The 24,426-nt window shown below is 73.0% G+C and carries 20 protein-coding genes; 7 read left to right on the forward strand and 13 right to left on the reverse strand.

The annotated features are described in order from the left end of the window. Positions 1 to 18: 18 nt before the first annotated feature. From BLW78_RS01880 to argJ, 3 genes are read right to left on the reverse strand one after another with little or no spacing between them, the layout of a single operon-like run. A complete protein-coding gene (locus BLW78_RS01880; protein ID WP_091676140.1) occupies positions 19 to 471 on the reverse strand; it encodes a (deoxy)nucleoside triphosphate pyrophosphohydrolase in 453 nt (150 codons plus the stop codon). Next, on the reverse strand, positions 468 to 1,187 hold the full coding sequence (locus BLW78_RS01885) for an SIMPL domain-containing protein (protein WP_091676143.1): 720 nt from the start codon (positions 1,185 to 1,187) through the stop codon (positions 468 to 470). The genes BLW78_RS01880 and BLW78_RS01885 overlap by 4 nt, the downstream gene beginning before the upstream one ends. Continuing rightward, positions 1,184 to 2,434 carry a bifunctional glutamate N-acetyltransferase/amino-acid acetyltransferase ArgJ gene (gene argJ, locus BLW78_RS01890; protein WP_091676146.1) on the reverse strand — a complete coding sequence of 417 codons (1,251 nt, stop codon included), beginning with the start codon at positions 2,432 to 2,434 and terminating at the stop codon, positions 1,184 to 1,186. The genes BLW78_RS01885 and argJ overlap by 4 nt, the downstream gene beginning before the upstream one ends. A 230-nt stretch (positions 2,435 to 2,664) precedes the next feature. On the opposite strand from argJ, the gene BLW78_RS01895 reads away from it, so the two are divergent. Beyond that, positions 2,665 to 3,099, forward strand: coding sequence for a response regulator (locus BLW78_RS01895; protein WP_020090945.1), 435 nt, complete (start codon positions 2,665 to 2,667; stop codon positions 3,097 to 3,099). A 561-nt stretch (positions 3,100 to 3,660) separates the two neighbouring features. After that, the gene (locus BLW78_RS01900; RefSeq protein WP_091676483.1) at positions 3,661 to 5,607 is read left to right on the forward strand and encodes a methyl-accepting chemotaxis protein; all 1,947 of its coding nucleotides are present in this window, start codon (positions 3,661 to 3,663) and stop codon (positions 5,605 to 5,607) included. A 9-nt stretch (positions 5,608 to 5,616) separates the two neighbouring features. Here the strand turns inward: BLW78_RS01900 and BLW78_RS01905 are convergent, their stop codons facing one another. The 7 genes from BLW78_RS01905 to BLW78_RS01935 form a co-directional block, all read right to left on the reverse strand. After that, positions 5,617 to 6,480: a TetR/AcrR family transcriptional regulator gene (locus BLW78_RS01905; protein WP_170855064.1), complete on the reverse strand. Its 864-nt coding sequence runs from the start codon at positions 6,478 to 6,480 to the stop codon at positions 5,617 to 5,619. A 129-nt stretch (positions 6,481 to 6,609) separates the two neighbouring features. Further along, positions 6,610 to 7,413 carry a pyrroline-5-carboxylate reductase gene (proC, locus tag BLW78_RS01910; protein ID WP_091676486.1) on the reverse strand — a complete coding sequence of 268 codons (804 nt, stop codon included), beginning with the start codon at positions 7,411 to 7,413 and terminating at the stop codon, positions 6,610 to 6,612. 26 nt (positions 7,414 to 7,439) lie between these two features. Beyond that, positions 7,440 to 7,949 carry a type III secretion system chaperone family protein gene (locus BLW78_RS01915; protein WP_020090942.1) on the reverse strand — a complete coding sequence of 170 codons (510 nt, stop codon included), beginning with the start codon at positions 7,947 to 7,949 and terminating at the stop codon, positions 7,440 to 7,442. Positions 7,950 to 8,239: 290 nt separating this feature from the next. Continuing rightward, entirely contained in the window at positions 8,240 to 8,524 is a 285-nt protein-coding gene (locus BLW78_RS01920; protein ID WP_020090941.1) for an accessory factor UbiK family protein, read from the reverse strand. Positions 8,525 to 8,672: 148 nt separating this feature from the next. Beyond that, complete coding sequence (locus tag BLW78_RS01925; protein WP_020090940.1) at positions 8,673 to 8,918, reverse strand: hypothetical protein; 246 nt, start codon at positions 8,916 to 8,918, stop codon at positions 8,673 to 8,675. A gap of 133 nt (positions 8,919 to 9,051) precedes the next feature. Then, entirely contained in the window at positions 9,052 to 9,768 is a 717-nt protein-coding gene (locus BLW78_RS01930; protein WP_012321860.1) for a PhoH family protein, read from the reverse strand. A gap of 413 nt (positions 9,769 to 10,181) precedes the next feature. Next, the gene (locus BLW78_RS01935; RefSeq protein ID WP_091676489.1) at positions 10,182 to 12,581 is read right to left on the reverse strand and encodes an ATP-dependent helicase; all 2,400 of its coding nucleotides are present in this window, start codon (positions 12,579 to 12,581) and stop codon (positions 10,182 to 10,184) included. Positions 12,582 to 12,916: 335 nt separating this feature from the next. On the opposite strand from BLW78_RS01935, the gene BLW78_RS01940 reads away from it, so the two are divergent. Next, entirely contained in the window at positions 12,917 to 16,357 is a 3,441-nt protein-coding gene (locus BLW78_RS01940) for an AsmA family protein (RefSeq protein ID WP_091676148.1), read from the forward strand. 96 nt (positions 16,358 to 16,453) lie between these two features. Here BLW78_RS01940 and BLW78_RS01945 read toward each other — a convergent pair whose 3' ends face one another. Next, on the reverse strand, positions 16,454 to 18,589 hold the full coding sequence (locus BLW78_RS01945) for a S9 family peptidase (RefSeq protein WP_091676151.1): 2,136 nt from the start codon (positions 18,587 to 18,589) through the stop codon (positions 16,454 to 16,456). 554 nt (positions 18,590 to 19,143) lie between these two features. On the opposite strand from BLW78_RS01945, the gene BLW78_RS01950 reads away from it, so the two are divergent. From BLW78_RS01950 to BLW78_RS01960, 3 genes are all read left to right on the forward strand, one after another. Then, positions 19,144 to 20,751 (forward strand): porin, encoded by a 1,608-nt coding sequence (locus tag BLW78_RS01950; RefSeq protein ID WP_091676153.1) that lies wholly within the window; start codon positions 19,144 to 19,146, stop codon positions 20,749 to 20,751. Positions 20,752 to 20,888: 137 nt separating this feature from the next. After that, positions 20,889 to 21,116: a hypothetical protein gene (locus BLW78_RS01955; RefSeq protein WP_091676156.1), complete on the forward strand. Its 228-nt coding sequence runs from the start codon at positions 20,889 to 20,891 to the stop codon at positions 21,114 to 21,116. 93 nt (positions 21,117 to 21,209) lie between these two features. After that, positions 21,210 to 22,058 (forward strand): DUF6456 domain-containing protein, encoded by an 849-nt coding sequence (locus BLW78_RS01960; protein WP_170855065.1) that lies wholly within the window; start codon positions 21,210 to 21,212, stop codon positions 22,056 to 22,058. 6 nt (positions 22,059 to 22,064) lie between these two features. Here the strand turns inward: BLW78_RS01960 and BLW78_RS01965 are convergent, their stop codons facing one another. Together BLW78_RS01965 and BLW78_RS01970 are read right to left on the reverse strand one after the other, a co-directional pair. Continuing rightward, positions 22,065 to 22,493: a SufE family protein gene (locus tag BLW78_RS01965; RefSeq protein ID WP_020090933.1), complete on the reverse strand. Its 429-nt coding sequence runs from the start codon at positions 22,491 to 22,493 to the stop codon at positions 22,065 to 22,067. Between the two features lie 80 nt (positions 22,494 to 22,573). Next, positions 22,574 to 23,665, reverse strand: coding sequence for a sensor histidine kinase (locus tag BLW78_RS01970; protein WP_026604585.1), 1,092 nt, complete (start codon positions 23,663 to 23,665; stop codon positions 22,574 to 22,576). 359 nt (positions 23,666 to 24,024) lie between these two features. On the opposite strand from BLW78_RS01970, the gene BLW78_RS01975 reads away from it, so the two are divergent. Beyond that, positions 24,025 to 24,327, forward strand: coding sequence for a DUF3761 domain-containing protein (locus tag BLW78_RS01975; protein WP_091676159.1), 303 nt, complete (start codon positions 24,025 to 24,027; stop codon positions 24,325 to 24,327). Positions 24,328 to 24,426: the final 99 nt, after the last annotated feature.

The following is a 24,426-nucleotide window of genomic DNA, read 5'->3' on the forward strand; positions in this document are numbered from 1 at the left end:
GGGCGGCCCGCGACGGGGTCAGGAATCCAGCAGGTCGATCAGGAACGGGATCAGCGGCGCGTCGGCGGGCGGCATCGCGAGGTCGCGCAGGGCCTTGGGGCGCACCCACTTGAGCGCCTGCCCCTCCATCGGGCGCGGCGTCCCCGTCCAGCGCCGGCAGATGTAGAGCGGCATCAGCAGGTGGAAGTCCGGGTAGGCGTGGCTCGCGAAGGTCAGCGGCGCGAGGCAGGGCTCCTCGACCCGGATGCCGAGCTCCTCCGCCAGCTCGCGGATCAGCGTCTGCTCGGGGCGCTCGCCGGGCTCGACCTTGCCGCCTGGGAACTCCCACAGGCCGGCGAGCTGCTTGCCCGCCGGGCGCTCGCTCACGAGGACGCGGCCGTCGACATCGACGAGGGCGACGGCGACCACGAGGAGCAGGCGCAGGGGCGCGGCCGCGGGGACGCCATCGGGGGTGCTTCCGGGGGCGCTCACTGCGCCACCGCGAAGGTGGCCGAGACCTCGGAGGACATCGGGATCGTGCCCGCCTCCAGCGGCACCCGCCGTCCTTTGGCCGCCATCGGCGCCGCCCGGGCCATCTCCAGCGCCGGGCGGTACGGCGTGCCGGCCGCGGTTGTGCTCAGCGTGCAGAGCGGGCCGAGCTTGGCGCCGACCGCCTCCGCGAGGGCCTCGGCGCGGCTCCGCGCGTCCCGGGTCGCCGCCACCTGGAGGGCCGCCTCGCTCTTGTCCGGGTCGCGCAGCCCGAAGCTCACGCCGTCGATGCGGTTGGCGCCGGAGTCGAGGGCCTGCCGGAGCAGGTCGCCGAGGCGGTCCATGTCGGCGAGCCGGACGGTGACGAGGTTGCTGGCGCGGTAGCCGTCGGGCTCCTCGGTGACGGCGCCCCCCGGCCGGGCGACGGTGCGGGTCGCGGTCTGCAGGGTGACGGCGGCCGTGCCGAGATCGGCGGGCGGGACCCCGAGGGCGCGGGCCTGCGCCGAGACCCCGGCCACCGCCTTCGAGGCCGCGTCGAGGGCCGCCGCCGCACTCGCGCCGCGCGCCTCGATGCCGACCGTCACCTCGGCGAAGTCCGGCGCCCGCGTCTCCGACGCGCGCCCGACGACGCTGATGTGGCGCTTGCACGCCGCGTCGTCGGCCCGCGCCGCGGTCGCCAGGCTCAGGACGAGGAGGGCGCCGGACAGGACCGCCCTCACGAGCGGTAATCCCCGTTGATCTCGACGTAGGCCTTGGTCAGATCGCAGGTCCAGACGCGGGCCGTGCCGCCGCCCAGGCCGAGATCGACCCGGACCGTGATCTCCGGCTCGCGCATCACGGCGCTCGCCGCCGCCTCGCTGTAATCGGGGTCGCGGGCCCCCTGCACCGCCACCCGCACGTCGCCGAACCAGATCGCGAGCCGGTCGCGGTCGGCGGGCTCGCCGGCCTTGCCCACGGCCATCACCACGCGGCCCCAGTTGGCGTCCTCGCCGGCCACCGCGGTCTTCACCAGCGGCGAGTTGGCGATCGACATCGCGATGCGGTGCGCGGAGGCGTCGCTCTCGGCGCCGGTGACCCGCACGGTGACGAACTTGCGCGCGCCCTCGCCGTCCTTGGCGACGAGCTGGGCCAACTCGACCAGCAGGCCGTCGAGCGCCTCCCGGAAGCCGGCGAGCCGCGGGTCGGCGAGATCGCTGATCGCCGGGTTGCCGGCCCTGGCGGTGGCGAACAGCATCAGCGTGTCGGAGGTGGAGGTGTCGCCGTCCACGGTCACGCAGTTGAAGCTCGTCTTCGTCCCGGCCGAGAGGAGCGCCTGCAGCACGTCCTGCGGCAGGGCCGCGTCGGTGAACACGAAGGACAGCATCGTCGCCATGTCGGGGGCGATCATGCCGGCGCCCTTGGCGATGCCGTTGATCGTCACGCGCACGCCGTCGATCTCGGCCGTGCGCGTCGCGAGCTTCGGGAAGGTGTCGGTGGTCATGATCGCCCGGGCCGCCTCGGTCCAGGCGGCCGGCCCGTCCTCGGCGCGGGCCGCGCAGTCCGCCAGCACGCCCGCGAACCGCTCCGCCGGGAGCGGCTCGCCGATCACGCCGGTCGAGGCGACGTAGACCTCGCGCGCGCCGCAGCCCGCCGCCTCCGCGGCGATCTCGACGGTGCGCGCCACCGCGTCGCGCCCGAGCCGGCCCGTGAAGGCGTTGGCGTTGCCGGAATTGACCACGAGCGCCCGTGCCGACCCGTCGGCCAGGGCGTCGCGGCACCAGTCCACCGGCGCCGAGGGACACTTCGACCGGGTGAACACCCCCGCGGCCCGGGTCCCGGCCTCCAGCGCCACGTAGAGCACGTCGGTGCGGCCGCTGTAGCGGATCCCCGCCTGGGCGGTCGCGATTCGCACGCCCGGCAGGGGCGGCAGATCGGGCATCGCGGTGGGCGCCAGCGGGGAGACGGGAGGGGCTTTCGCGGACGACATCGGCTCGGGCTCCGGCAGCGCGCGGCTCAGGTCCCGCGGCGGCCCGGTGTTGCCCGCGCGACCCCGCCGGCGTCAACTCCGTGCCCAGCCTATGATCAGGCCGCCGGAGTGCTTCGCCATTGTGCAACGGCGGCGCCGAATGCGGCGCGATGACGGCGCCGGGCTTGCGTGTGGATTGCATCCCAGCTTAGCATGCTGCATCGCAAAGCCAGCGCGAAGTCGAGTGCGGAATGCCCCCAGCCGACGACGAGACTGCCTCGAGCAGCCTTCCCCAGGGCAGCTGCTACCGGATCCAGGTTCTGGTCGTCGGCCGTCACAAGCGCTGGCGCGACGAGGTCTCGGCCCAGGTCCGGATGCTGGGCTACCAAGTCACCGCCTGCGACCGTGGCGTCGACGCCATGACGGTGCTGGCCCTGGGCCTGCCGGTGGACGTGCTGGTGGTCGATACCGCGCTCCAGGGCGGCCTGTGCTGCGCGCAGCTGGCCGTCGAGGCCCGGGCCCTGCGCCCGGCCCTGCGCATCATCCTCGCCAGCGACCCGGTCGACGCCATGGGGCCGGAGGCGTCGGTCCGCGTGCCCGACGCGCTGCTGGTCCCGCGCGACCAGTTCCAGAACGGGATGATCGCCACGACCATGCGCGAGGCGCTGGCGAGCCGCGCCGCCTGAACTCCGGCGCGAGGCCTGATCGACCCGGACGGCCCGCGAGCCGAGGGCCTGCGCGACCCGTCGATCGAATCGCGGCCGACGCGCTTCAGGCCGTCGCCATGTCTCCCCGAAGGTCGGGACTGTAGCGCGGGTCTTCCTGCCCGATGTCAGCAACGCGGGCCGGACCGTGCCGCAATGCAAGTGCATCGCCCGCGTGATCCAGCGCGAGCGTGTACCGCGCGAAGTCTCGACGCCGCTCGGCAGCGGACACGCGCAGGGTGAAGCTTCCGGGCGGACCGGGAGGCGCCGTCAGAACTGATCCATCGCGACGAGAACGCACCGATTGCCGTTTGCGCGCGCAGCCCGGCAGGTTTGGTCACCTCGAGCGCCCGAGATATCGGGTCTGTCTCTAAGTATTGTCGTCTATCATCTATAATACAAGTTGAACTTGATCGCGCGACACGATGTTGTCATGATCGTATCGTCTATCGTAAGGCCTAAAGTCTGGCCTCTTCTGTGGAAGATACGTCTGTGAGAACTGGGATACGCGCTCGTCTCTACGCGGGATTTGCGATGCTCGTCATGATCACGGGCATCATCGGCGCATTCGCGATCTACCAGCAGGCTGTCATCGGCGCGGACCACGCGCTTCAGGAGCGCGTGGAGCGAGGGGCGCAGTCGGTCCTGATGATCGACGGTCACGCCGCACGCCTCGTCGGGACGGCCGAACGGTACCGGCTCCAGCCGGATCCCGACCTGATCGCCGCGATGGAGCAGGCCCGGCAGGCGATCGAGCAGACCTGCGACCGGTACTTCTCGCTGGCCATGACGGACGGGGGGCGGAAGCTCTACGACGACGTGCGGGAGGCCGCCCGCGCCATGAAGCCGGAGCTGGAACGCCTCGCGGCGTCGGGGGCGAGCCTGCGCGAGGCCAGGACGAAGCTCTACGAGACCGGCAACGCGCTCACCAACCTTCTCGCGAGCCTGCTCGCGGACGTGCGCGCCCGGGCCGGCGAGGCGATGCTCGCGCGGGTCGAGCACGTCGAGAACGCCGTCCTGCGGTCCCGCATCGCGTCGGCCCGCTTCGTGATCGGCCTGGACGCACATGACCGCGACGCCTTCGAGCAGCGGGTCGAGCAGGCTCTGGCGGCCCTGGATGCGTTCAAGGACGCGCAGGGCGGCGCGGTCTTCGGGCAGCAGGTCAGGGCCGTCCGCGACGCGCTGATCGCCGCCGCGGCCGGCTTCCGCACGTACGATCGGGCGGTGGCGTCGGCGAAGGCGACGTTCGAGACCGGGATCAAACCCCACGCCGACGCGATCGACCGGCTCGGCATCGCGCTGCGCGACCGGATCGTGGCCGCCGGCGAGACGATTTCCCGGGAGACCGCCCTGGCGGCGAGGCGGGCCCGGTACATCCTGATCGGCCTGGTCGCCGCGGCCCTGCTCCTCGGGGGTATCCTGGCCTTCGTGCTGGCCCGCAGCGTCATCCGACCGGTCGCCGGCATGACGGAGGCGATGACGCGGCTGGCCGAGGGCGATCTTCACGTCGCGGTGCCGTACCGCGCGGCGACCGACGAGATGGGCGCGATGGCCAAGGCCGTCGACGTCTTCCGCCAGAACGCGGTCGCGCGGGCGGAGCTCGAGGCGGCGCAGGCCGCCGAGCGGGAGGCCCGCCTGCGCCGGGCCGAGCGGGTCGAGCAGCGCGTCCACGCCTTCCAGGCGAAGATCGCCGCCTCGCTCGACATCGTCACGGCGGCGACCAGCGAACTCGACGCGACCGCGCAGGCGATGACCCGGGTGGCCGACAACACCAACAGCCAGGCCGTGACGTCGAGCTCGGCCGCCGCCCAGACCTCGGCCAACGTCCAGACCGTCGCGGCCGCCGCCGAGGAGATGGTCTCCTCGCTCCAGGAGATCGAGCGGCAGGTCGTGCGCTCGAACGCGGTGGCCGGTCACGCCGCCCACGAGGCCGAGGCGACCAACGCCGCCATGGCGAGCCTGCGCGCCGCCGCCGAGCAGATCGGGGCCGCCGTGATGATGATCTCCGGCATCGCGAACCAGACCAACCTGCTCGCCCTCAACGCCACCATCGAGGCGGCGCGGGCCGGCGAGGCGGGACGCGGCTTCGCCGTCGTGGCCTCCGAAGTGAAGGAGCTCGCCGCCCAGACGGCGCGGGCGACCGAGGAGATCGGCGGCCAGATCGCCGCGATCCAGGCGGCCTCCGGGCAGGCCGCGGAGGCGATGGCGCAGATCGCCCGCACGATCGCCTCCGTGAACGAGATCAGCGGCGCCATCGCGGCGACGGTGGTGCAGCAGACGGCGGCCACCGGCGAGATCTCGCGCAATGCCGGCGAGGCGGCGCGGGGGACGGAGGGCGTCTCGGCCAACGTGGCGCGCGTGCTGGCCGCCGCCCGGGAGGCCGGGAGCGCCGCCGCGCAGGTTCAGAGCGCGGCGGCCGAACTGGCGACGCAGTCCCTGACGGTCAAGCGCGAGGTCGACAGCTTCCTCAGCGACATCCAGGCCGCGTGAGCGACCGGTCTAGATGGCGGCAGCGGGGTCGCTCTCGTCACCGTCGCCGTCGCGGCTCCGCCGGTCGCGCGGCCGCCGGTCCAGGAACGAGCGGCCGATGGCGCGCAGGGGCGCCGTCAGGCGGCGAACGTCCTCGGCCCGCTCCATGATGCGCTCGCCGTTGCGGATCTCCTTGTCGAGCCGCGCCATCGTCCGGGCGAGCGCCGGATCGTCGTCGTCCAGCCAGACCTGGGTCACGCGGGCGAAGGCGATGACCACGCCCTGCAGCTTGAGCTGCCCGAGCGACCCCTCGGTGTCGATCCCGGCCGCCGCCAGCATGTAGCGGTGCGAGTTCAGCATGACGCCGTTCAGCGCCAGCATCGAGAGCGGCTCGCCGCGGAGCGCGTAGGCGATCCGGCGCAGCGCCGGCTTGTAGGGCTCCATGGCGTCGAGGCGGCGCATCAGCACGTCGAACAGCCGCTCGCGGGTCGGCTCCTCCTCGAGACCCGTGAGATCGCCCTCCAGAACCTTGCGGTCGATGATGCGGGTCAGCCCGCCGAGGACCGCCCCCTTCGACGGGAACAGGTCGCGCAGCTCGGCGAGCGTCAGGCCCGCCTCCCGGGCGATGTCGCTGACCTCGATGTCGTTCCAGGGCTGCTCGGCGGCGAGGCGCATCAGGGCCTCGACGGCGGCCTCCCGGGGCGACAGCTTCGGCGCGCCGCCCTGCTCCCCCGAATCGGCTGTCCCGGTCTGGCCGCTCCCCCGCGTCCCGCTCTCCTGCGCGACGCTCGCGTGGGCAGCGCCCTCTCGGGCAGCGCCTTCCTGCGCGTCGCCCGCCTTGGCGGGGCTCGCGGCCTTGCGGGGCCGCTTCGAGGGGGCTCTGCTGTCGGTCATGGATCGGTCGCCCGGTCTGATCGGTCGTGTGGCCTCATGTAGGCTGGCGGGCCGCGAAGGGCAGGTCCGTCGCGCGGCCATGCCGCACGGACGCCGCCCGATGTCAGCCCTTGATGCCAACGCTCGATGTCAGCCGGACAGTTCCCCCGCCCGCCGACGGGCCGCGGCCACGGCCTCGCGCATCAGCGCGCCGAGGCCGTCCTCCCGCATCAGCACGTCGAGGGCCGCCGCGGTGGTGCCGCCGGGCGACGTGACGTTGCGGCGCAACTCCGCCGCCTCGGCCGGGCTGGCATCGAGGAGCGCGCCGGCTCCCGCCACGGTCGCCCGGGCGAGGCGGCGGGCGACGTCGGGCTCCAGGCCGGCCGCGATGCCGGCCTCCGCCAGGGTCTCGGCCAGGAGGAATACGTAGGCCGGTCCGGAGCCCGAGACCGCCGTCACGGCGTCGATCTGCGCCTCGTCGGCGAGCCACGCCACGGCGCCGTTGGCCGCGAACAGGGCCTCGGCGGCCGCCCGCTGCGCGGGGGTGACCTCCGAGCTCGCACAGGCACCGGTGGCGCCCCGGCCGATGCTCGCCGGCAGGTTGGGCATCGCCCTGACGATCGCCCGCGCCCGCGGCAGCCGGCCGCGGAGATCCGCGACGGTCTTGCCCGCCAGGATCGAGACGAGGAGCGTGTCGCGGCCGATGAGCCGATCGAGCCCGGGGGCCGCCGTGTCCAGGCCCTGAGGCTTGATCCCGAGGACCAGAACGTCGCCGGGCTCGGGATCGGACGGGTTCAGGGCGATGCCCCGCTCGGCGCAGAGATCCACGATCGGGCGCACGGGCACCGGGTCGATGATGGTGGTGCGGCGGGGATCGAGGCCCGCCTCCAGCCAGCCCGCCAGCATCGCGCCGCCCATCTTGCCGGCCCCGGCCAGGACCAGGGAGGCGGGCATCCGCGCCGTGGAGGCGCCGGGGGCGGTCACGCCTCGCCTTCGGTCTCGAACAGGACGGCGTCGAGGGCCTCGCGGGCGCTCTTGCCGGCCCAGAGGACGAACTGGAACGCCTGGAAGTAGCGCTCGCAGGCGTCGACCGCCGTCTTCATCATCGTGGCGCATTGCGGGTGGGTCGGGACGGCGCCGCCGGTCAGCAGAAGCGCGTGCCGGAACATCACCACGCTGTCGGTCGTCCAGAGGTCGAAATGGCCGACCCAGAGCTGCTCGTTGATCAGCGCGATCAGGCGCATCACCTCGGTGCGCTGCCGCTCCGGCACCTTGAGGTCGAAGGCGCAGGCGACGTGGAGCGCCTCGACGTCCTCGATCCACGTGAAGGCGACGTTGTAGTCGGTCCAGCGACCGGGGCTCGTGACCGACATCTCGTCGGTCTCGGCCCGGTCGAAGATCCAGTCGCGCAGGGAGGCCAGCCGCTCGACGACGTCGAGCGGATGCTCGTTCCGGTCCGGGTCGTGGAAGTCGACGTTGAGAAGCGGCATGACGATCCAAAAGGACGACCCGGACGAGATCCGGCCCGACGTGGCGGTGACGCGAAACCGGAGCGCGAGAACACTCCGAGAACTGGAACGACCGGCAGATCTAGGCCGGCGGTGACGCGATCGACTGTCGAAGCTCTGCGGACATCGCCCCGCAGCCCCCGAATCACCCTATGCCCGACTATAGACCGGCCGTGACTCGCGACACAAAGTGCAGGTCACATTCAGTGAACAGGAAACCGGATCGTCGACGCCGCTTCCTGTGTAAAAGCCCGCGGCGTTGCCGCGGAGACTCAGACCACCTCGCTCAGGCCCGCGGCGCCCGCTCCGGCGCTCCCGGATCGCGCCTCCAGGGCCGCCACGCGGGCCGTCAGGGCCTCGTTCTGCGCCTGGAGCTGGGTCACGAGGTCGCGGAGCACGTCGAGCTCTTCGCGGGAGGCGATGTCGAGGTCGCGGACGACGCGCTCGAGCTGCGCCCGGACCACGGTCTCGGCCTCGCGGCGGACGCCCTGGGCGGCGCCGGCGGCGTCCGTCATGAGGCGGGCGAGGTCGTCGAACAGTCGATTGGAGGGGGGCATCGGGGTCTCCCGGATCGGCCGGCTGCCGCGGCGGCCGCCTGACGGCACGATTCGAGACGACGAGATAGGAATCTTCGGAACGGGGAGCAACGCCCGGTTCCGGCCGGGCGAGCGGAGCGGGGCCGGAAGACCCCACTCCGCCGTTCAATCACATGCGGTGCATGCGGCGGTGCATGCGGTGATGCATCATCCGGCGCTCCATGCGGCGGTGCATCATGCGCCGCTCCATGCGGCGATGCATCATGCGCCGCTCCATGGGAGTCATCCGGACATGCGTCACCGCGTCGGGCGCCGACACGGCGCCGGGCATCGCGGGCGCGGCCGAGGCCGGCTGGACGAGGGCGGCGCCGCCGAGCGAGGCCAGCACGGCGAAGGCGAAGGTCAGTTTCCTCACGAGGAGACTCCAGTTCTCTGAAGGCCGGGCTCGGCGCCCGGTTCATCCTCCCGAATGGGAGGTGCGGAGAGTCGTCTCGTGCCGGGGGACGGCACGGCGGGTCTGCGAGGACCCGCCGCCATCAACTTCCGATTTAAAGATTCGTTTCCTCGAACGCCTTCACCCACTCGGCGCAGATGCCGGAGCGGACGATGTCGTTGCGGGTGAACTCCACCACGGGGATCGGCATCATCCGGCTCTTGACCATGTGCATGACGGTGCGCAGGCCCGAGGTCTCGCGGAGGTCCGTCTGCGAGACGTCGCCGTTGATGATGACCTGGCAATCGTCGCCGATCCGGGTCAGGAACATCTTGATCTCGTTGATCGTAGTGTTCTGCGCCTCGTCGAGGATCACGAGGCAGTTCTTGAAGGTTCGGCCGCGCATCACCTCGAAGGGGACGATCTCGATGTCGCCGGTCTTCAGGGCGATCTCGAAGGCGGCGGCGCCCATGCGCTCCTTCATGGCCTCGGTGAGGGGGGCGACCCAGGGGGCGATCTTCTCTTCCAGGGTGCCGGGGAAGTAGCCGAGGGACCGGCCCGAGGGCACGTTCGGGCGGGTGATGACCACCTTGGCGATGCGGCGCTGGCGGAGCTGGTCCGCCGCGCGGGTGCCGGCGATGAAGGTCTTGCCGGTGCCGGCGGGCCCCAGGACGATGACCTGCGGCGAGCGGGCGAGGGCGTCGAGGTACTCGGCTTGGCGTTCGGTGAGCGGCTGGATGGGAGCGAGATTGCGTTCTTCGTCGAAGCGTGTGCGATGAATGCGGGACGTGCGGTCTTCAACCAGTTCAAGTCGTGCGCGGCGTCTCTTCATGGATGTACACTCCAACGGGACTTGCCAACCTGGATCTGTCTCTGAACTGCCGTTTACCTGCTTGCTCCCGGTTCTACTCGCTTGCGGAACTTAATACCGGCCCAAGGCCGAAGGTTCCGCCCCGCGCTCGTCCGCCTGTGGAGAGCGTCACGACGTTCCGTGCGCGGCCGAATACGCGATGCAACTGGCGCACCAGTGCGATTCGCGCCCGACGATTGCGCGCCGGGTGTGACTAAGGGGTGACGGTCGGTGAAGGGGCTTCGAAAAAGCCGCGCGGCTGGCGCGGATGCATCAGGTTCGGGACGGTGGTGTCGCGGTAACGCGGCATCCGGCACGGTCGCGATCCTCCCCGCCCGCGCGGGCGAAGCCGGCCGACCCTGCCGCCCTGACACGTCCGGGCTTGGTCGGCGGGACTAGCTCGATCCGGCCTGGACGAAGCTGTCGAGGACCATCTTCCGGCCGGCCTTGTCGAAGTCAACGGTCAGCTTGTTGCCGTCGACCGCCGCGACCGTTCCGGGGCCGAACTTGGTGTGGAAGACCCGCTGGCCGCCCTGGAAGGCCGAGGGCGCGCCCGTCGACTTGGCGATCAGCTCGCCCTCGATCTGGCGGGGACCGCCGGACTGGCCCCCGGACCGGCCGCCCGGGCCCGCCGAGCGGAAGCCGCCTCCGGACCCCGATCCGAACCCGGACCGGCCGCCCGGCGCGGTGTTGGCCTGCGCGCGCTGCCAGCCCGGCGTGCCGTAGCTCGATCCGAACGGCGTCGGGTTGCGGTCGAACCGCGAGGCGCCGGCGGAGAAGTGCGCCGGGGCCTCGACCACGTCGACCGCCGTCTCGGGCAGCTCGTCGATGAACCGGGACGGGATGGTCGAGGACCAGAGCCCGTGGATGCGCCGGTTGACCGCGAAGGACAGCTTCGCGCGCTTGCGCGCCCGGGTCAGCCCGACATGGGCGAGGCGCCGCTCCTCCTCCAGGCCCGCCCGGCCGCTCTCGTCGAGCGCGCGCTGGTTCGGGAACAGGCCGTCCTCCCAGCCGGGGAGGAACACGGTGTCGAACTCGAGCCCCTTGGCTGCGTGGAGCGTCATCAGCGAGACCCGCTCGGCGCCCTCCGCCTCCGAGGCCTCCATCACCAGGGAGACGTGCTCCAGGAAGGCCGCGAGGTCGGGGAACTCCTCCATGGAGCGGACGAATTCCTTCAGGTTCTCCAGCCGGCCGGCGGCGTCGGCGGAGCGGTCCTTCTGCCACATCTCGGTGTAGCCGGACTCCTCCAGGATGGTCTGCGCGACCTCGCTGTGCGGCTGCGTCTCCGCGAGCCGCGCCCATCGCGAGAAACTCTCGGTCAGCGCCCGCAGGGTCGAGCGGACCCGGGGCTTCAGCTCGTCGGTCTCGCACAGGCGCGCGGCGGCGATGCGCAGAGGCAGCCGGTTGGCGCGGCCGTAGGTGTGGAGCTGCTGCAGAGTGGCGTCGCCCAGGCCGCGCTTGGGCGTGTTCACGATCCGCTCGAAGGCGAGGTCGTCGCTGACGTTCACGGTGGCGCGCAGGTAGGCCAGCGCGTCGCGGATCTCGGCGCGCTCGTAGAAGCGCGGGCCGCCGATGACCCGGTAGGGCAGCCCGAGCTGGACGAACCGGTCCTCGATCTCGCGCATCTGCGCCGAGATCCGCACCAGCACGGCGATCTCCGACAGGGGATGCTGCTTGGACTGGAGGGACTCGATCGACTCGGCGAGCATCCGCGCCTCCTCCTCGGAATCCCACGCGCCCGTCACGGTGACGCGCTCGCCCGGCTCGTCGTCGGTGCGCAGGGTCTTGCCGAGGCGGCTCTCGTTCCTGGCGATCAGCCCCGAGGCGGCGGCCAGGATGTGGCCCGTGGAGCGGTAGTTGCGCTCCAGGCGCACCACCACCGCGCCCGGGAAGTCGTGCTCGAAGCGCAGGATGTTGTCGACCTCGGCCCCGCGCCAGCCGTAGATCGACTGATCGTCGTCGCCGACGCAGGCGATGTTCTTCCGGGACTGCGCCAGGAGGCGCAGCCACAGGTACTGGGCGACGTTGGTGTCCTGGTACTCGTCGACCAGGATGTAGCGGAACCGGTCCTGGTAATTGGCCAGGACGTCGGGGTTCTCCCGCCAGAGCTTGAGGCAGAGCAGCAGGAGATCGCCGAAATCGACGGCGTTCAGCGTCGCGAGCCGGGCTTGGTAGGCGGTGTAGAGGGCGCCGCCCTTGCCGAACGCGAAGGCCGCGGCCTCGCCCGGGGGCACCTGCTCGGGGCCGAGGCCGCGGTTCTTCCAGCCGTCGATGGCGTGGGACAGGGCCCGGGCCGGCCAGCGCTTCTCGTCGACGTTCTGGTCGGCGATGACCTGCTTCATCAGCCGGAGCTGGTCGTCGGTGCCGAGGATGGTGAAGTCGGATTTCAGCCCGACCAGCTCGGCGTGGCGGCGCAGGATCTTGGTGCCGATGGCGTGGAAGGTGCCCAGCCAGGGCATGCCCTCGCCGGCCGGCCCGATCAGCGCGCCGATCCGGTGCTTCATCTCCCGGGCGGCCTTGTTGGTGAAGGTCACCGCCAGGATGTCGAAGGGGCGCGCCCGGTTGGTGGCGATCAGGTGGGCGATGCGGGTGGTCAGCACCCGGGTCTTGCCGGTGCCGGCCCCGGCCAGCACCAGGACCGGGCCCTCCGTGGTCTCGACGGCGCGGCGCTGCTCGGGGTTGAGGCCCTCGAGGTAGGCGGCCGCGTCGCGCCGGAGGGCGCCCATGGCGCGGGCGGCGATGGACGTGGCGGGCGCGCCGTCCCCGGCGGGTTGCGGATGCGGGCGGTTCTGCATCCCGCTTCCCTGGACCAAATCGCGAACGGCGTCGAGGCCGTTCGCGCCGCGGCGGGGGCGCGGAGCCATGAAGCGCGGCTGTCCGCGCCGGGATGATCCGCGTCCTCCGGGCGCGTCGCGCTCCGCGGCCGATCGCGCGATCCATAGGCCGCGGGCCCGGGATGCCCGAGGAACCTCGCGCGTGCCCCGACCGCCGCTCGGGACCGTGGCATCGCCGCTGGCGCCCCCGGCGGCTTATCGTGCTATGGCCGTGGCGACTGACTCGCGGGGGCACGCGGGGCACGGCGGCCCGGTGAGGTCGCGGCCTCGCGCAGAGATGGTGCGGAACGGGACCATTGCGTGATCTTCTGACCGCGCTGGCGTGCGCCGTCATCCTGGTTCTCGTGGCGGCGCTCGCGGTCCCGCCCTTCGTCGACTGGCAGGCCCATCGCGGGCTCGTCGAGCGGGCGCTCGCCCGGTCCCTGGGCGTTCCGGTCCGGACCGACGGCCGGATCGAGGTCCGCCTGCTGCCGTCGCCGCGGCTGCGCGTCGACCGCCTCCACCTCGGCGCCGATCCGGACCGCCCCAGCCTCGATGCCCGGTTCGTCAAGGCCGAGATCGCCCTGGCGCCGCTCCTCAAGGGCGAGTTCCGCTTCACCGAGACCCGGATCGGCCGGGCCGAGATCAAGCTCCCGGTCGCCGGCCCGGACACGCTGAAGCTGCCGCCCGATTTCGGCGGGGCCCTGCGCGACCGCGACCTCGCCATCGAGAACCTGCACATCCAGCAGTTCCTCGTCACCACGCAGGTCCCCGCCACCGGGCGGACCGACCAGCTCTACGTCCAGGACCTGCGCCTGCAGGCGCCGGCCCTGGTCGGGCCCTGGCGGATCGAGGGGACGAGCGGCGGCGTCCCGTTCCGGGCGGTCAGCGGCACGCCGGGACCGGACGGGCGCCTCGCCGCCAAGATCTCCGGCGGCGGCGACGCGATGCCGCGCTTCGAGGCGGACGCGCGGTTCGGCCTCGTCCCCGCCGAATCCGGCGGCGCCCAGGTCGAGGCCGAGGGCTCCGCCCGCCTCGTCGTCGGGCCGCCGACCCAGGCGGCCGGCGCCTACCTGCCGTTCTCGCTGGCCGGCACCTTCAAGGCCCGGGGCACGCAGGTGCGCTTCGAGGCCGTCGACCTCGCCATCGACCCCGGCGGCCGGGCCCTGCGGCTCGGCGGCACCGGACGGCTCGACCTGCGCCAGTGGCGCGCCGGCCTGACCCTGGACGCCCGCCGCCTCGACCTCGACGCCTTCCTGGCCTCGGCGGAGGGGCAGAGCCTGATCGCCCGCGGCCTGCCGCGCTCGGCCGGCAGCCTGCCGGCGATGCTCGACCTCGACCTCACCGTGGGCAGCGCCGTGCTGGGCGGCGAGGAATGGTCGAACCTCGCCCTCACCGGCACCCTGGAGCGGGCCGGCGGCCTGCTGCTGCGCCGCTTCGCGGTGACCGGCCCGGCCGAGTCCACCGTCACGGCGAGCGGGCAGGTCGAGACGGCGCCGCTGCGCTTCTCCGGCCCGGTGGCGCTCGCCGCCCCCGACTCGGATGCGCTCGGCCGCTACCTGCGCCGCCTCGGCGCCGAGGGGCCGCTCGTCGCGCTGCTCGACGGGCGGAAGATCGAGGCCGCCGCCGACCTGTCGGCCGCCGGGACCGGCCTATCCCTGCGCAACATGCGCCTCGGCCTCGGGCCGGCGCGGATCACCGGGAACGCCCGCTACACCGCCGCCGAGGGCGCCGAGCGCGGGCGGTTCGAGGCCCAGATCCGCGCCACCGGCCTCGACATCGCCGGCCTGCCGCCCCTCGGGACGACCCTCGGCACCCTGCGCGACACCGACCTCGCCCTGACGCTCGAGGCGAAGGACGTCCGGTTCGGCACCGCGGGCTCCGGTACCGGCACGATCGCGGCGCGGATCCAGTCGGACGGCGCCGGCCTGACGGTCGACAGCCTCGACGTCACCGACCTCGCCGGCGCCAGCGCCCGGCTGTCCGGGCAGATCGGCGCGGACGGGACCGGCCGCGTCTCCGGGCGCCTCAAGGCGCCGGCGGCGGCGCCGCTGCTCGGCCTGCTCGAGCGGGTCTGGGTGGGCGAGATCCGCCTGCTGCCCGCCTTCCTGCGGGACGCGCCCCTCGACCTCGCCGTCACCCTCGACCGGGAGGGCGGCGCGGCCGCGGCCCTGCGGACCCAGGCCCGGGGCAGTGCCGGCGGCGGCACCCTCGACCTGACGCTCGCGAGCCGCGGCACGCGGATCGAGGGCGGCGCTGCCACCCTCACGGCGCCGCGGGCGGGGGCGTGGTTCGGCCGCACCGACCTCGCCGGCCTGCAGCAACCTGCCGAGCTGCGCCTGACAGCCGAGCGGCCGGAGGGCCAGACCCTCGCCCTGACGGCGAACGGCACGGTCGCGGGCCTGCGCCTCGGTACGGGCCGCCCGATCCTGGTCGGTCCCGACTTCGTCCCCACCGGCGGCACGCTCCGCGCCGAGACGGCCGATCTGGCGCCGTTCCTGACGCTGGCCGGCGCCGCGACCCTGGCACCGGGGGCGTGGCCGGCCGACCTCACCGTCACGCTGTCGCGGCAGCAGGGCGAGGCCGCCGCCGCGCTCGCCGGCACGGTCGCGGGCGCGGGGGTGAACGGGACGCTGCTGCGGTCGGCAGGCGGTGCCCTTCACGGCCGCCTCGCCCTCGACCGGCTGTCGATCCCGCAGCTCGCGGCCGCCCTGGTGATCCCGCCGGGGGCGAACGGCGCGTTCGGCCCGCCGACCGCCCACCCGGCCCTGTCCCTCGACGCCCGCGTGGCCAGCCTGGATCTCGGCCGCGGCCTCGTCGCCACCGACGCGACCGCTGCCCTCGGCCTCGCCGACGCGGGCCTGACCCTGCGCGACCTGACCGGCAAGCTCGCCGGCGGCCGCCTCGCGGGCTCGGTGACGATCGCCCGGCTCGGGGCCGGCGCCTCGGTCTCGGGCTCGGGCAGCCTCGACGGCGCGGCGCTCCCCACCCTGGCCGGCGGCCCGTTCGGCGGCCGCCTGAGCGCCGACCTGCGCTTCGCCGCCACGGCCGAGACCCTGCCGGGCCTCGCCGACAGCCTCTCGGGCAGCGGCGCGCTCACCCTGACGGACCTGAGCCTGCCCGCGGCCGATCCCGCGGCGCTCGGCCGCGCTCTCGCCCGCGCGGCCGAGATGGACGACCCGCTCCGCGAGGGCCGGCTCCAGGCGCTCGTCACCGAGGAGCTCGCCCGGGGCGGCGCGCAGGCGCGCGGATCCGCCCAGGCCGCCGCCACGATCGTGGGGGGCGTGCTGCGGGCCGGGCCATTCGACCTCGATCTCGGGCCGGCCCGCTGGGTCGGCACCGTCGGCTACGACCTGCGCGCCGGGCGCCTCGACGCCCGCGGCACGCTCGCGGGCGGCCCGGTGCCCCGCGGCTGGAATGCCGGGCCGCCCGCGGTCCAGTTCGGCCTGACCGGGCCGCTCGGCGCGCCCGAGCGGGTGCTCGACGTCGGCACCCTGTCGAACGGCCTCGCGGCCTTCGTGCTGCAGCGCGAGCTGGAGACGATCGAGCTGACCGAGGCCGACCAAGTGGAGCGGCAGCGCCGCCGCGCCCGGATCGAGATGGATCGGGCCCGCGCGGCGGCCCTCAAGGCCGCGGCCGAGAAGGCCGCTGCGGACAGGACTGCCGCCGACAAGGCCGCCGAGGAGGCGGCGAGGCGGCCGCGCAACCCGGAGGAGGGTGCTGCCCAGCCACCGGCGCCGGCCGAGGCCCGGCCGTGAGGCCGGCCGCGTCCTGAGGGCGGGGGTGGGGCTGGCCAGCGTGACGGCCTCAGGCGCAGCACCCCGTGGAGCGCCGCGCCCGCACGGGAGGCGGCTCTACGCCTTCCCCACCGCCATGAGCGCGAAGGCGTAGATCAGCGCCACCTCCTCCAGCCGGTCGAACCGGCCGGCGGCGCCGCCGTGGCCGGCCTCCATGTTGATCCGCAGGAGCACCGGCCCGCCGCCCGTCATGGTGGCGCGCAGCCGCGCGACCCACTTGGCCGGCTCCCAGTAGGTCACCCGCGGGTCGGTCAGCCCGCCGAGCGCCAGGATCGCCGGGTAGTCCTTGGCGGCGACGTTGTCGTAGGGCGAGTAGGACAGGATCGTCCGGAAGGCGGCCTCGCTCTCGCCCGGGTTGCCCCATTCGGGCCATTCCGGCGGCGTCAGCGGCAGCTCCGCGTCGAGCATGGTGTTGAGCACGTCGACGAAGGGCACGTCGGCGACGATGCCGGCGAACAGCTCGGGCGCGAGGTTGGCCACAGCCCCCATCAGCATCCCGCCCGCCGACCCGCCATGGGCGACGATGCGTTTCTCGGACGTGTAGCGCGCGTCGATCAGAGCGCGGGCGCAGGCGATGAAGTCCGTGAAGGTGTTGGGCTTCCTCTCGCGCTTGCCGTCGAGGTACCAGCGCCAGCCCTTCTCGGTGCCGCCGCGGATATGAGCGATCGCGTAGACGAAGCCGCGGTCGACGAGACTCAGCAGGTTCGTGCGAAACGCCGCCGGCATCAGCGTGCCGTAGGAGCCGTAGCCGTAGAGCAGCAGCGGCGCGCCGCCGTCGAGGGCGAGGTCCCGGCGGTGCAGCAGCGAGATCGGCACCTGCTCGCCGTCCGGCGCGGTGGCGAAGAGCCGCCGGGTCACGTAGGCGTCCGGGTCGTGGCCGCTCGGCACCGCCTGCCGCTTGCGCAGGAGCCGGGTTCGGGTCGCGCAGTCGTAGTCCCAGGTCTCCGACGGGGTCGTCATCGACGAGTAGACGAAGCGGATCGTGGCCGTGTCGAAGGCGAGCCCGGCCCGCAGGCCGAGGGAGTAGGCCTCCTCGGCGAAGGCGACGACGTGCTCGGTGCCGTCGGCGAGGTCGCGCACCACGATCCGCGGCTTGGCGTTCTCGATCTCCAGCCGGACCAAGTGGCCGGCCAGCAGGTGCAGGTGGCGGATCATCACCCCGGGCCGGTGCGGCACTAGGTCGGTCCAGTTGGCGCGGCCCGGATCGTCGAGCGGCGCGGTGACGATCTTGAAGTCCTCGGCGCCGTCCGCGTTGGTGCGGATGAACAGGCGGTCGCCGCGGTGCTCGACGCCGTAGATCAGCAGCGGCGTGCGCGGCTCGACGAGGCGTAGGGGGGCGTCCTCCGCGTGCCGGTCGAGCAGCCGGACCTCGGAGGTCTCGTGGTCGCTCACCGTCACGTCGAGGAAGGCGCCGGACTGCGTCTTGCCGATGTGGACGAAGTAGCCGGCATCGGCCTCCGTGTAGACGGTCTCGTCCTCGCTCTGCCCCGTGCCGACGCGGTGGCGCATCACTTTGGCGGGGCGGTGGTTGGCGTCCACCGCCACGTACCAGAAGCTCGCGCCGTCCGCGGCCCAGACCGCCTCGCCGGAGGTCGCCTCGACCCGGTCGTCGAGATCGAGGCCGGTGGCGACGTCGCGCACCCGGATCGTGTAGAGTTCCGAGCCCTTGGTGTCGGCGCTCCAGGCGAGCCGGGCGTGGTCGTCGGAATGCACTGCGGCGGCGATCTCGAAGAACGGCAGGCCCTCACCCTCGCGGTCGCCGTCGATGAGGATCGTCTCATCCGGGTCCAAGCCCGACTCGGGCACGTCGGGTGATGTGGCCGGCCGCCGGCAGATCAGCGGGTGCTGCCCGCCCTCGCGGTGGCGGGTGTAGTAGGCGAAGGGCCCGTCCGGCTCGGGGACGCCGCTCTCGTCCTCCTGGATCCGCCCGCGCATCTCGGCGACGAGCTGCCGCCGGAGTTCCGCGCTCCCGGCGAGCGCCGCCTCGGCGAAGGCGTTCTCGGCGTTCAGGTAGGCGGCGATGTCCTCCGGCAGCGCGGCCGGGTCCTTCAGGACCGTCTGCCAGTTCTCGGCCTTCAGCCACGCGTAGTCGTCGGTGATCTCCTGCCCGTGGACGCTGAAGCGTCGCGGCCGGGCCTCGGCCACCGGCGCGCCGGTCCTGTGAGCGAGCAAGCCGTGGCCGATCTCCGTCATCGTCTCTCCCGTCGGGTCCCGTCGCGCGCGGGTGTCGCGTCCGGGTGAGGGGATGTGTCCCGCCGGGCGCGCGGATGCAAGGCGTCCGGGGGCGCGGCCGGGGCGGGAGGCGCGTATCGCCGGCCGGGACGGCGCGGCCGCGGGACCGGGGCCGATCCGTTGCTTTCCGGCATCGGTGGCGCGGGAAACGGTCCGGCCGACGACGCGATCCGCCGGCGCGGTCCCGCGCCGGAGCGGCGTCGGGAGCCGCGCCGGGGCGGCCCGATCGTGCGGTCTCGGCGAAGGCCCCGAACCCGCCAGGGACTTGGCGCAGCGGCCGATTTCGGCCTCAGCGCGGCACCGGAACGCCGCGGGTGCGCCACAGATCCTGACAAGTCGAGCCGAGCACAGGCCCGAGAAAATCGCTATGGGATTATCCGGCTCCGCGATCCGTCCGACATGAAGGGGGACTTGCGGATGGTGGAATGGCCGATTCGATGCATGTTTTGTGTGCGGAGTACCGGAAACATCGTGCGAAGCGGGGGACAACGGGCGTACTGGCGGGTGTAGCGGGGTTGCTGAGTCTGCCGGCGGAGGCGGCGGAACTTCCCGATCGGCGAAAATCGCAGCTCATCGAGCACGTGCGGATCTGCTCGGCCTACGGCCAGGCCTTCTTCTTCATCCCCGGCACCGATACCTGCCTGCGCCTCTCCGGCCGCGCGCGCTACGAGTACGCCTACCAGCCTTCCTACAGCCGTTCGGGGAGCGCGACCGCCACCCCGGGCGATTACAGCGGCTACCAGGGCCGCCTCCGGATCAACCTCGACGCCCGGTCCCAGACGTCCTACGGCACCCTGCGCGCCTTCCTCCGCCTCGACGCCGGGAGCCGGACCGGTTTCGCCACCATGCATGCCGGCGCGCTGAACCGGATCGGCGGCGCCTTCCCGGCCCTGGGCGTCGATCAGTTCGGGCGGGCCCAGCAGCAGTTCAACGTCGACAAGGCCTTCATCCAGTTCGCCGGCATCACCGCCGGCCGCGCCTCCTCGTTCTTCGATTTCTACGCTCACGACTTCGAGTTCATCGTCGCCTCCATCGGCTCGGACAATCCCTCGACCAACCTCGCTGCCTACACGGCGACGCTGGGCAAGGGCCTGTCCGCCTCGCTGTCGATGGAGGACCCGGTATTCCGCCGCACGCCGGTCTACGCGTCCCAGAACGCCGCGGCCTCGGCGTTCCCGAATCCCGGCGCGATCCTCTCGCCCGGGAACCCCGTCGCCCCGGTCTTCGTCGGCTACGACGCCGCCAGCCGCCCGACCGGGGTGGGTTTCGTGGACACGGTCCAGCGCAGCCGCATGCCCGACATTGTCGGCGTGCTGCGCTCCGACCAGTCGTGGGGCTCCGCGCAGCTCTCGGGGGCCGTGCACGAGGTCAACCACGGCCTGCTCAGCAGCGTCTCGTTCGCCGGCACGAACCTGGGCGCGCCCGTCTCGGTGGGCAACAACCGCACCCCGGGCGGCGCGGCCTCCGCCCTCGGCTGGGCCGTTCAGGGGGGCGTGAAGATCAACCTGCCAGCGATAGCGACCGGCGACACGCTCTACCTGCAGGGCGCCTACGGGGAGGGCACCGCCCTGTATACCGGCTTGCCGGCCTATAACGGCCCCTGGGCGCAGTCGGCCACCGCGGTGCAGGGGGCGGCCTTCTCCCAGTTCTTCAGCGACGGCGTGATCAACCCCTTCACCCAGCGCCTGGAGCTGTCGACGAGCTACTCGTTCACGGCGGCGATGCTGCACTACTGGACGCCCGCGGTCCGCTCCGCCTTCTTCGGCTCCTACGGCGCTCTCAGCTTCGCTCGCGGCGCCCGCGCGGCGCAGGGCGCCTATTTCGGCGTGACCGGGACCGGGCCGGGCACCCCCGGCACGCGGTTCTTCGACCTGAGCCAGGTCCTGCGGGACAGCTACCGCTTCGTGGTCGGCGGCAACCTGATCTGGTCGCCGGTGAAGGAGTTCGATATCGGCGTCGAGGCGATCTACACGCGCTACGGGCCGCAGAGCGGCCGCATCCTCGACCTGGGCCGGTATCCCAACCAGAACGCGGCCTACGTCAACAACCTCGCCAACCCGGTCTCGACCGCCCGCCACGTCGACGTCATCCAGGTGCGCGCGCGCGTGCAGCGGGACTTCTGAGGGCGGCTGCGGATCCGGGGTGATCCAAGAGGGCTGGCGGCGATGCCGGCTCGGCCGGGAGCCGGTTCCGGCCTGGGGCGTTGAACCGCGGGCCGTGGCTTCGACCACGGTCACCGGTTCGATCCCGAGGTGCCGACATGGACGCGACCCCCGATCCGCAGCCGGATCCGCAGGACGATCACCCCGCCGCGGACCTGGAGCGGGTGAACGACATCCTCGCCGTCTGGGCGGCGCGCTCCGCCACCGAGAGCGCCGCGCTGATCGACCGGTTCGAGGCGATGGGCTACGAAGTCCGCGGCAAGTCGGAGGGCGAGATCGCCGAAATCCTGCACCGGCCGCCGACGCGCGCGGCCGTCGCTAGATAGCTGTGGGTTGTAGGTAAAAAAGCCTTGACCTTCTGATTTTTCCTGAGACACTGGAGGCTTCGCACGTCCGTCGTAGCACACACGGAACAAAACATGAACATGCGAGTGAAGGGCGGCCGTTCCGCCTCCGCGGGGACGCGTCGCCGCGGCGCCGCTCCGGGGGATCTCCCGTCGGAGGCGGTGCGCCTGCTGGCGCGGCTTGGGGAGCCCGGCGCCTACGCGCGGCCCGACCCCCTGGTCGAGGACGCGCTGGTCGCCCGGCGCGGCGGCGACGGGATCTCGGTGGGGAGCGGCCGCTTCGCGGCCACCTCCGGGCGCGCCCTGGTGGCGGCCGATCTGGCGACGTGGAACGCGGCCGGCACGCACCTGACGATCAGCGAGGCCGGGCGGGCGCGCCTGCGCCGGGCGGCCCGGCCGGGCGACCTCACCTTCGCGAACCAGCACCGCGATCTCGCCGTCGTGGGGGGCGGCGCCGGGCCGACCCTGCGCAACGCCGCCGAGAACCCCCTGGCCTGGATGGTGCGCCGACGCGACCGGGACGGCGCGCCGCTCATCGACGCGGCCGCCTTCGAGGCCGGGGAGCGGCTGCGGCGGGACATGACCACCGCCGCCCTGCTGCCTCGGATGGGCGCGGATCTCGGGGCGCCCCGGATCGACGGCGGCGGCCCGCGCGACCCGGCCTCCGCGGCCGACCACGTGATCGCGGCCCGGCAGCGGGTGCGCGGCGCCCTCGACGCGGTCGGGAGCGACCTCTCGGGCCTGCTGATCGACCTCTGCGGATTCCTCAAGGGCCTGGAGCGGATCGAGGCCGAGCGCCGCTGGCCGGCCCGCTCCGCCAAGGTCGTGGCCCGCATCGCCCTGGGGCGGCTCGCCGAGCATTACGGGTTGGAACGGGAGGCGACCGGTCCGGACCGGGCCCGCCTGCGCCTCTGGCGCGGGTGAGGCCGCTCAGGCCTCGGCGGCGAGCCGGACCGCGTCGCGGTGGATACGCTCCGCCATCGCCCGGACGCCGTTGGAGCGCTTCGACGTGACGTGGGCGCCGAAGCGGAGCTGCCGGAACAGGTCGAGGCCGTCGGTCTCGGCGGCCTCCTGGGGCGTCTTGCCGGTGTAGAGCGCGATCATCAGCGCCACGAAGCCGCGGACGATGAACGAGTCGCTGAAGCCGTGCAGGACGAGGCGCGGCGTGCCGTCCGCCGGCTCCGCCCGCGTGTCGATCCAGACCTGGCTCTCGCAGCCGTGGACGCGGTTCGCCTCGGTCCGCTCCGATTCGGGCATCGGCGGCAGGGCGCGGCCGAGCTCGATCAGGTATTCGAGCCGCATGTCGTCGTCTTCGACGATCTCGAAATTCTCGATGATGGTGTCGATGGGAGGGAGCATGCTCGGCCGGGTCCGGAAAGGTCTGGGCCGCTATAGGCCGGCCGCGCCGTTGTGGCGACGGGGTCCGGCGCCGCGGGTGCTCATTGCGGGCCGGGGCGCGCCGCCGGCAGGGTCAGCCACAGGGGGTCGCCCGGGCTGGCATCGCCCGCGACGCTGATCTCCGCCTGGGCCGCGTAGGCGGCGATGAGGCGGGGGCCGAGCTTCGGGACGTTCGGTCGGCCCGACTCGGCCGTGTCGCTCACCTTCGAGACGATCGAGAGGCGCAGCGGCGCGGCGGCCTCGATGTCGATGGCGATGGCGCAGGCGACGTGCTCGGCGGTGGCGTCCAGGCACTCGGCCACGATCTCCGCGACGATCATGCCCAGGGCGTTGGCGGTGCGCGGCTCCACGAGACCGTTCCCCGAGCCGCCGACCTGGACGCCGATCCGCCCGGCCCGCCGGAGCTGCCCGAGCCCGGAGGCGAGGCGGTGCAGGTAGTCCTTGAGGTCGATCGACGCGATGTGCGGCGCCTCGTGCAGGTGCTGCTGCACCAGCGCGATCGCCCGGACCCGCTGGCCCAGCGCCTCGAAGCTGCCGCGGCAGGGGTCGGGGGCGGCCCGCCCGTAGAGGCCGATCAGGCTGACCATCACCTGGAGGTTGTTGCGGACCCGGTGGTAGACCTCGGCCAGCAGCGCCTCCTTCTCGGCCAGCGCGTGCTCGATGTGCTCCTCCGCGTGCTTGCGGTCGGTGATGTCGAAGCAGGAGCCGAGATAGCCCTGGAACCGGCCGTCCTCCACGAGGGGGCGGGCGGTGTCGAGCAGCCAGCGGTACTCGCCGTCGTGCCGCCGGAGGCGGAACTCGACGGTGAAGGGCGCCCGCGCCTCGAACGCCTCGGCGACGATCCGGGCGTGCCGCTCGAAATCCTCGGGATGCAGCCCGCTGCGCCAGCCCAGGCCGAGCTCCGCCTCCAGGGGGCGCCCGGTGAATTCCAGCCAGCACTCGTTGTGGTGGATCGCCTGACCGGCCTCGTCCGAGCGCCACATCATCAGCGGCACCACGTCGGCGAATCGCCTGAAGCTGTCGCTGAGGGCGGCGGCTTCCGCGGTGCCCTGCGCCGGGCCCCGACCAGGATCCCCCGCGGGGCCGTTGCCCAGCGGGTCTTCCGCGCCGGACCCTGGTGGCTCACCGACCATTCTGTACCCGATTCACTCTGACGAACTGCGTGAAAGGCGACGCCTGCGTGCGGATGGCGCCGGTCAACGTGTCGACCGGACGGCCGTTCCGGTCCTGAACCGCGTTCAGATCTGCCATTCACCGGGACATTAGCGGCAATACCTTTCGAGCCCGTTCAGCATCCCGTAGACATGCAGGGCCGCACCGGGCGCGCGGATGCGGCGGAGAGCCGGTCGGACGACCCCGGCCGAGGTCCGGCCCGCGCGCACCCCGTGACCCGCGCGCACAACCTGTAGCTGGCTTCTGGATAACCACAGATAGTTCGTGACGCCCCGATCTGGTTGTGTCTCTTGGCAGATGATACAACCTTGAGGGTGCCGTGCTGCCTGTCCCGACCGCGACGAACGCCGCCCGCTGGCCGGTGCTCGCCGGCCTCGTCCTCCTCGGCCTGTCGGGCGGCGCCGTCGCCCGGCCGTTCTCGGAGCCCGACGACCGGAACCTCGACCGCCACGGCCACTACCGCAGCCGGGACGGGTCCGACGTCCACCGGCCGGCCAAGAGCCTCGACGGCAGGAAGCCCGCGGGCGCCACGGCCAAGTGCCGGGACGGCACGTGGAGCTTCAGCCACACCCGTCGAGGCACCTGCTCGGGTCACGGCGGCGTGGCGCACTGGGCGGGCTGAGACCGAACGATGCCTTAAGTCCTAGATCAGCCGAGAAATAGGAATTAACGCTTGACACCGGCGCGCTGCCGGGGTATCAACCAGGCACGGTCGAGACGT

Origin of the sequence: Methylobacterium sp. 275MFSha3.1, assembly GCF_900108435.1 — a bacterium.
GTDB lineage: Bacteria > Pseudomonadota > Alphaproteobacteria > Rhizobiales > Beijerinckiaceae > Methylobacterium.

Excerpts from the sequence above, each read along its gene's own strand:
- argJ (WP_091676146.1), bottom strand. The coding sequence starts at position 2,434 with ATGTCGTCCGCGAAAGCCCCTCCCGTCTCCCCGCTGGCGCCCACCGCG.
- BLW78_RS01895 (WP_020090945.1), top strand. The coding sequence starts at position 2,665 with ATGCCCCCAGCCGACGACGAGACTGCCTCGAGCAGCCTTCCCCAGGGC.
- BLW78_RS01900 (WP_091676483.1), top strand. The coding sequence starts at position 3,661 with ATGATCACGGGCATCATCGGCGCATTCGCGATCTACCAGCAGGCTGTC.
- BLW78_RS01905 (WP_170855064.1), bottom strand. The coding sequence starts at position 6,480 with ATGACCGACAGCAGAGCCCCCTCGAAGCGGCCCCGCAAGGCCGCGAGC.
- proC (WP_091676486.1), bottom strand. The coding sequence starts at position 7,413 with ATGCCCGCCTCCCTGGTCCTGGCCGGGGCCGGCAAGATGGGCGGCGCG.
- BLW78_RS01915 (WP_020090942.1), bottom strand. The coding sequence starts at position 7,949 with ATGCCGCTTCTCAACGTCGACTTCCACGACCCGGACCGGAACGAGCAT.
- BLW78_RS01920 (WP_020090941.1), bottom strand. The coding sequence starts at position 8,524 with ATGCCCCCCTCCAATCGACTGTTCGACGACCTCGCCCGCCTCATGACG.
- BLW78_RS01930 (WP_012321860.1), bottom strand. The coding sequence starts at position 9,768 with ATGAAGAGACGCCGCGCACGACTTGAACTGGTTGAAGACCGCACGTCC.
- BLW78_RS01935 (WP_091676489.1), bottom strand. The coding sequence starts at position 12,581 with ATGCAGAACCGCCCGCATCCGCAACCCGCCGGGGACGGCGCGCCCGCC.
- BLW78_RS01945 (WP_091676151.1), bottom strand. The coding sequence starts at position 18,589 with ATGACGGAGATCGGCCACGGCTTGCTCGCTCACAGGACCGGCGCGCCG.
- BLW78_RS01955 (WP_091676156.1), top strand. The coding sequence starts at position 20,889 with ATGGACGCGACCCCCGATCCGCAGCCGGATCCGCAGGACGATCACCCC.
- BLW78_RS01960 (WP_170855065.1), top strand. The coding sequence starts at position 21,210 with ATGAACATGCGAGTGAAGGGCGGCCGTTCCGCCTCCGCGGGGACGCGT.
- BLW78_RS01965 (WP_020090933.1), bottom strand. The coding sequence starts at position 22,493 with ATGCTCCCTCCCATCGACACCATCATCGAGAATTTCGAGATCGTCGAA.
- BLW78_RS01970 (WP_026604585.1), bottom strand. The coding sequence starts at position 23,665 with ATGGTCGGTGAGCCACCAGGGTCCGGCGCGGAAGACCCGCTGGGCAAC.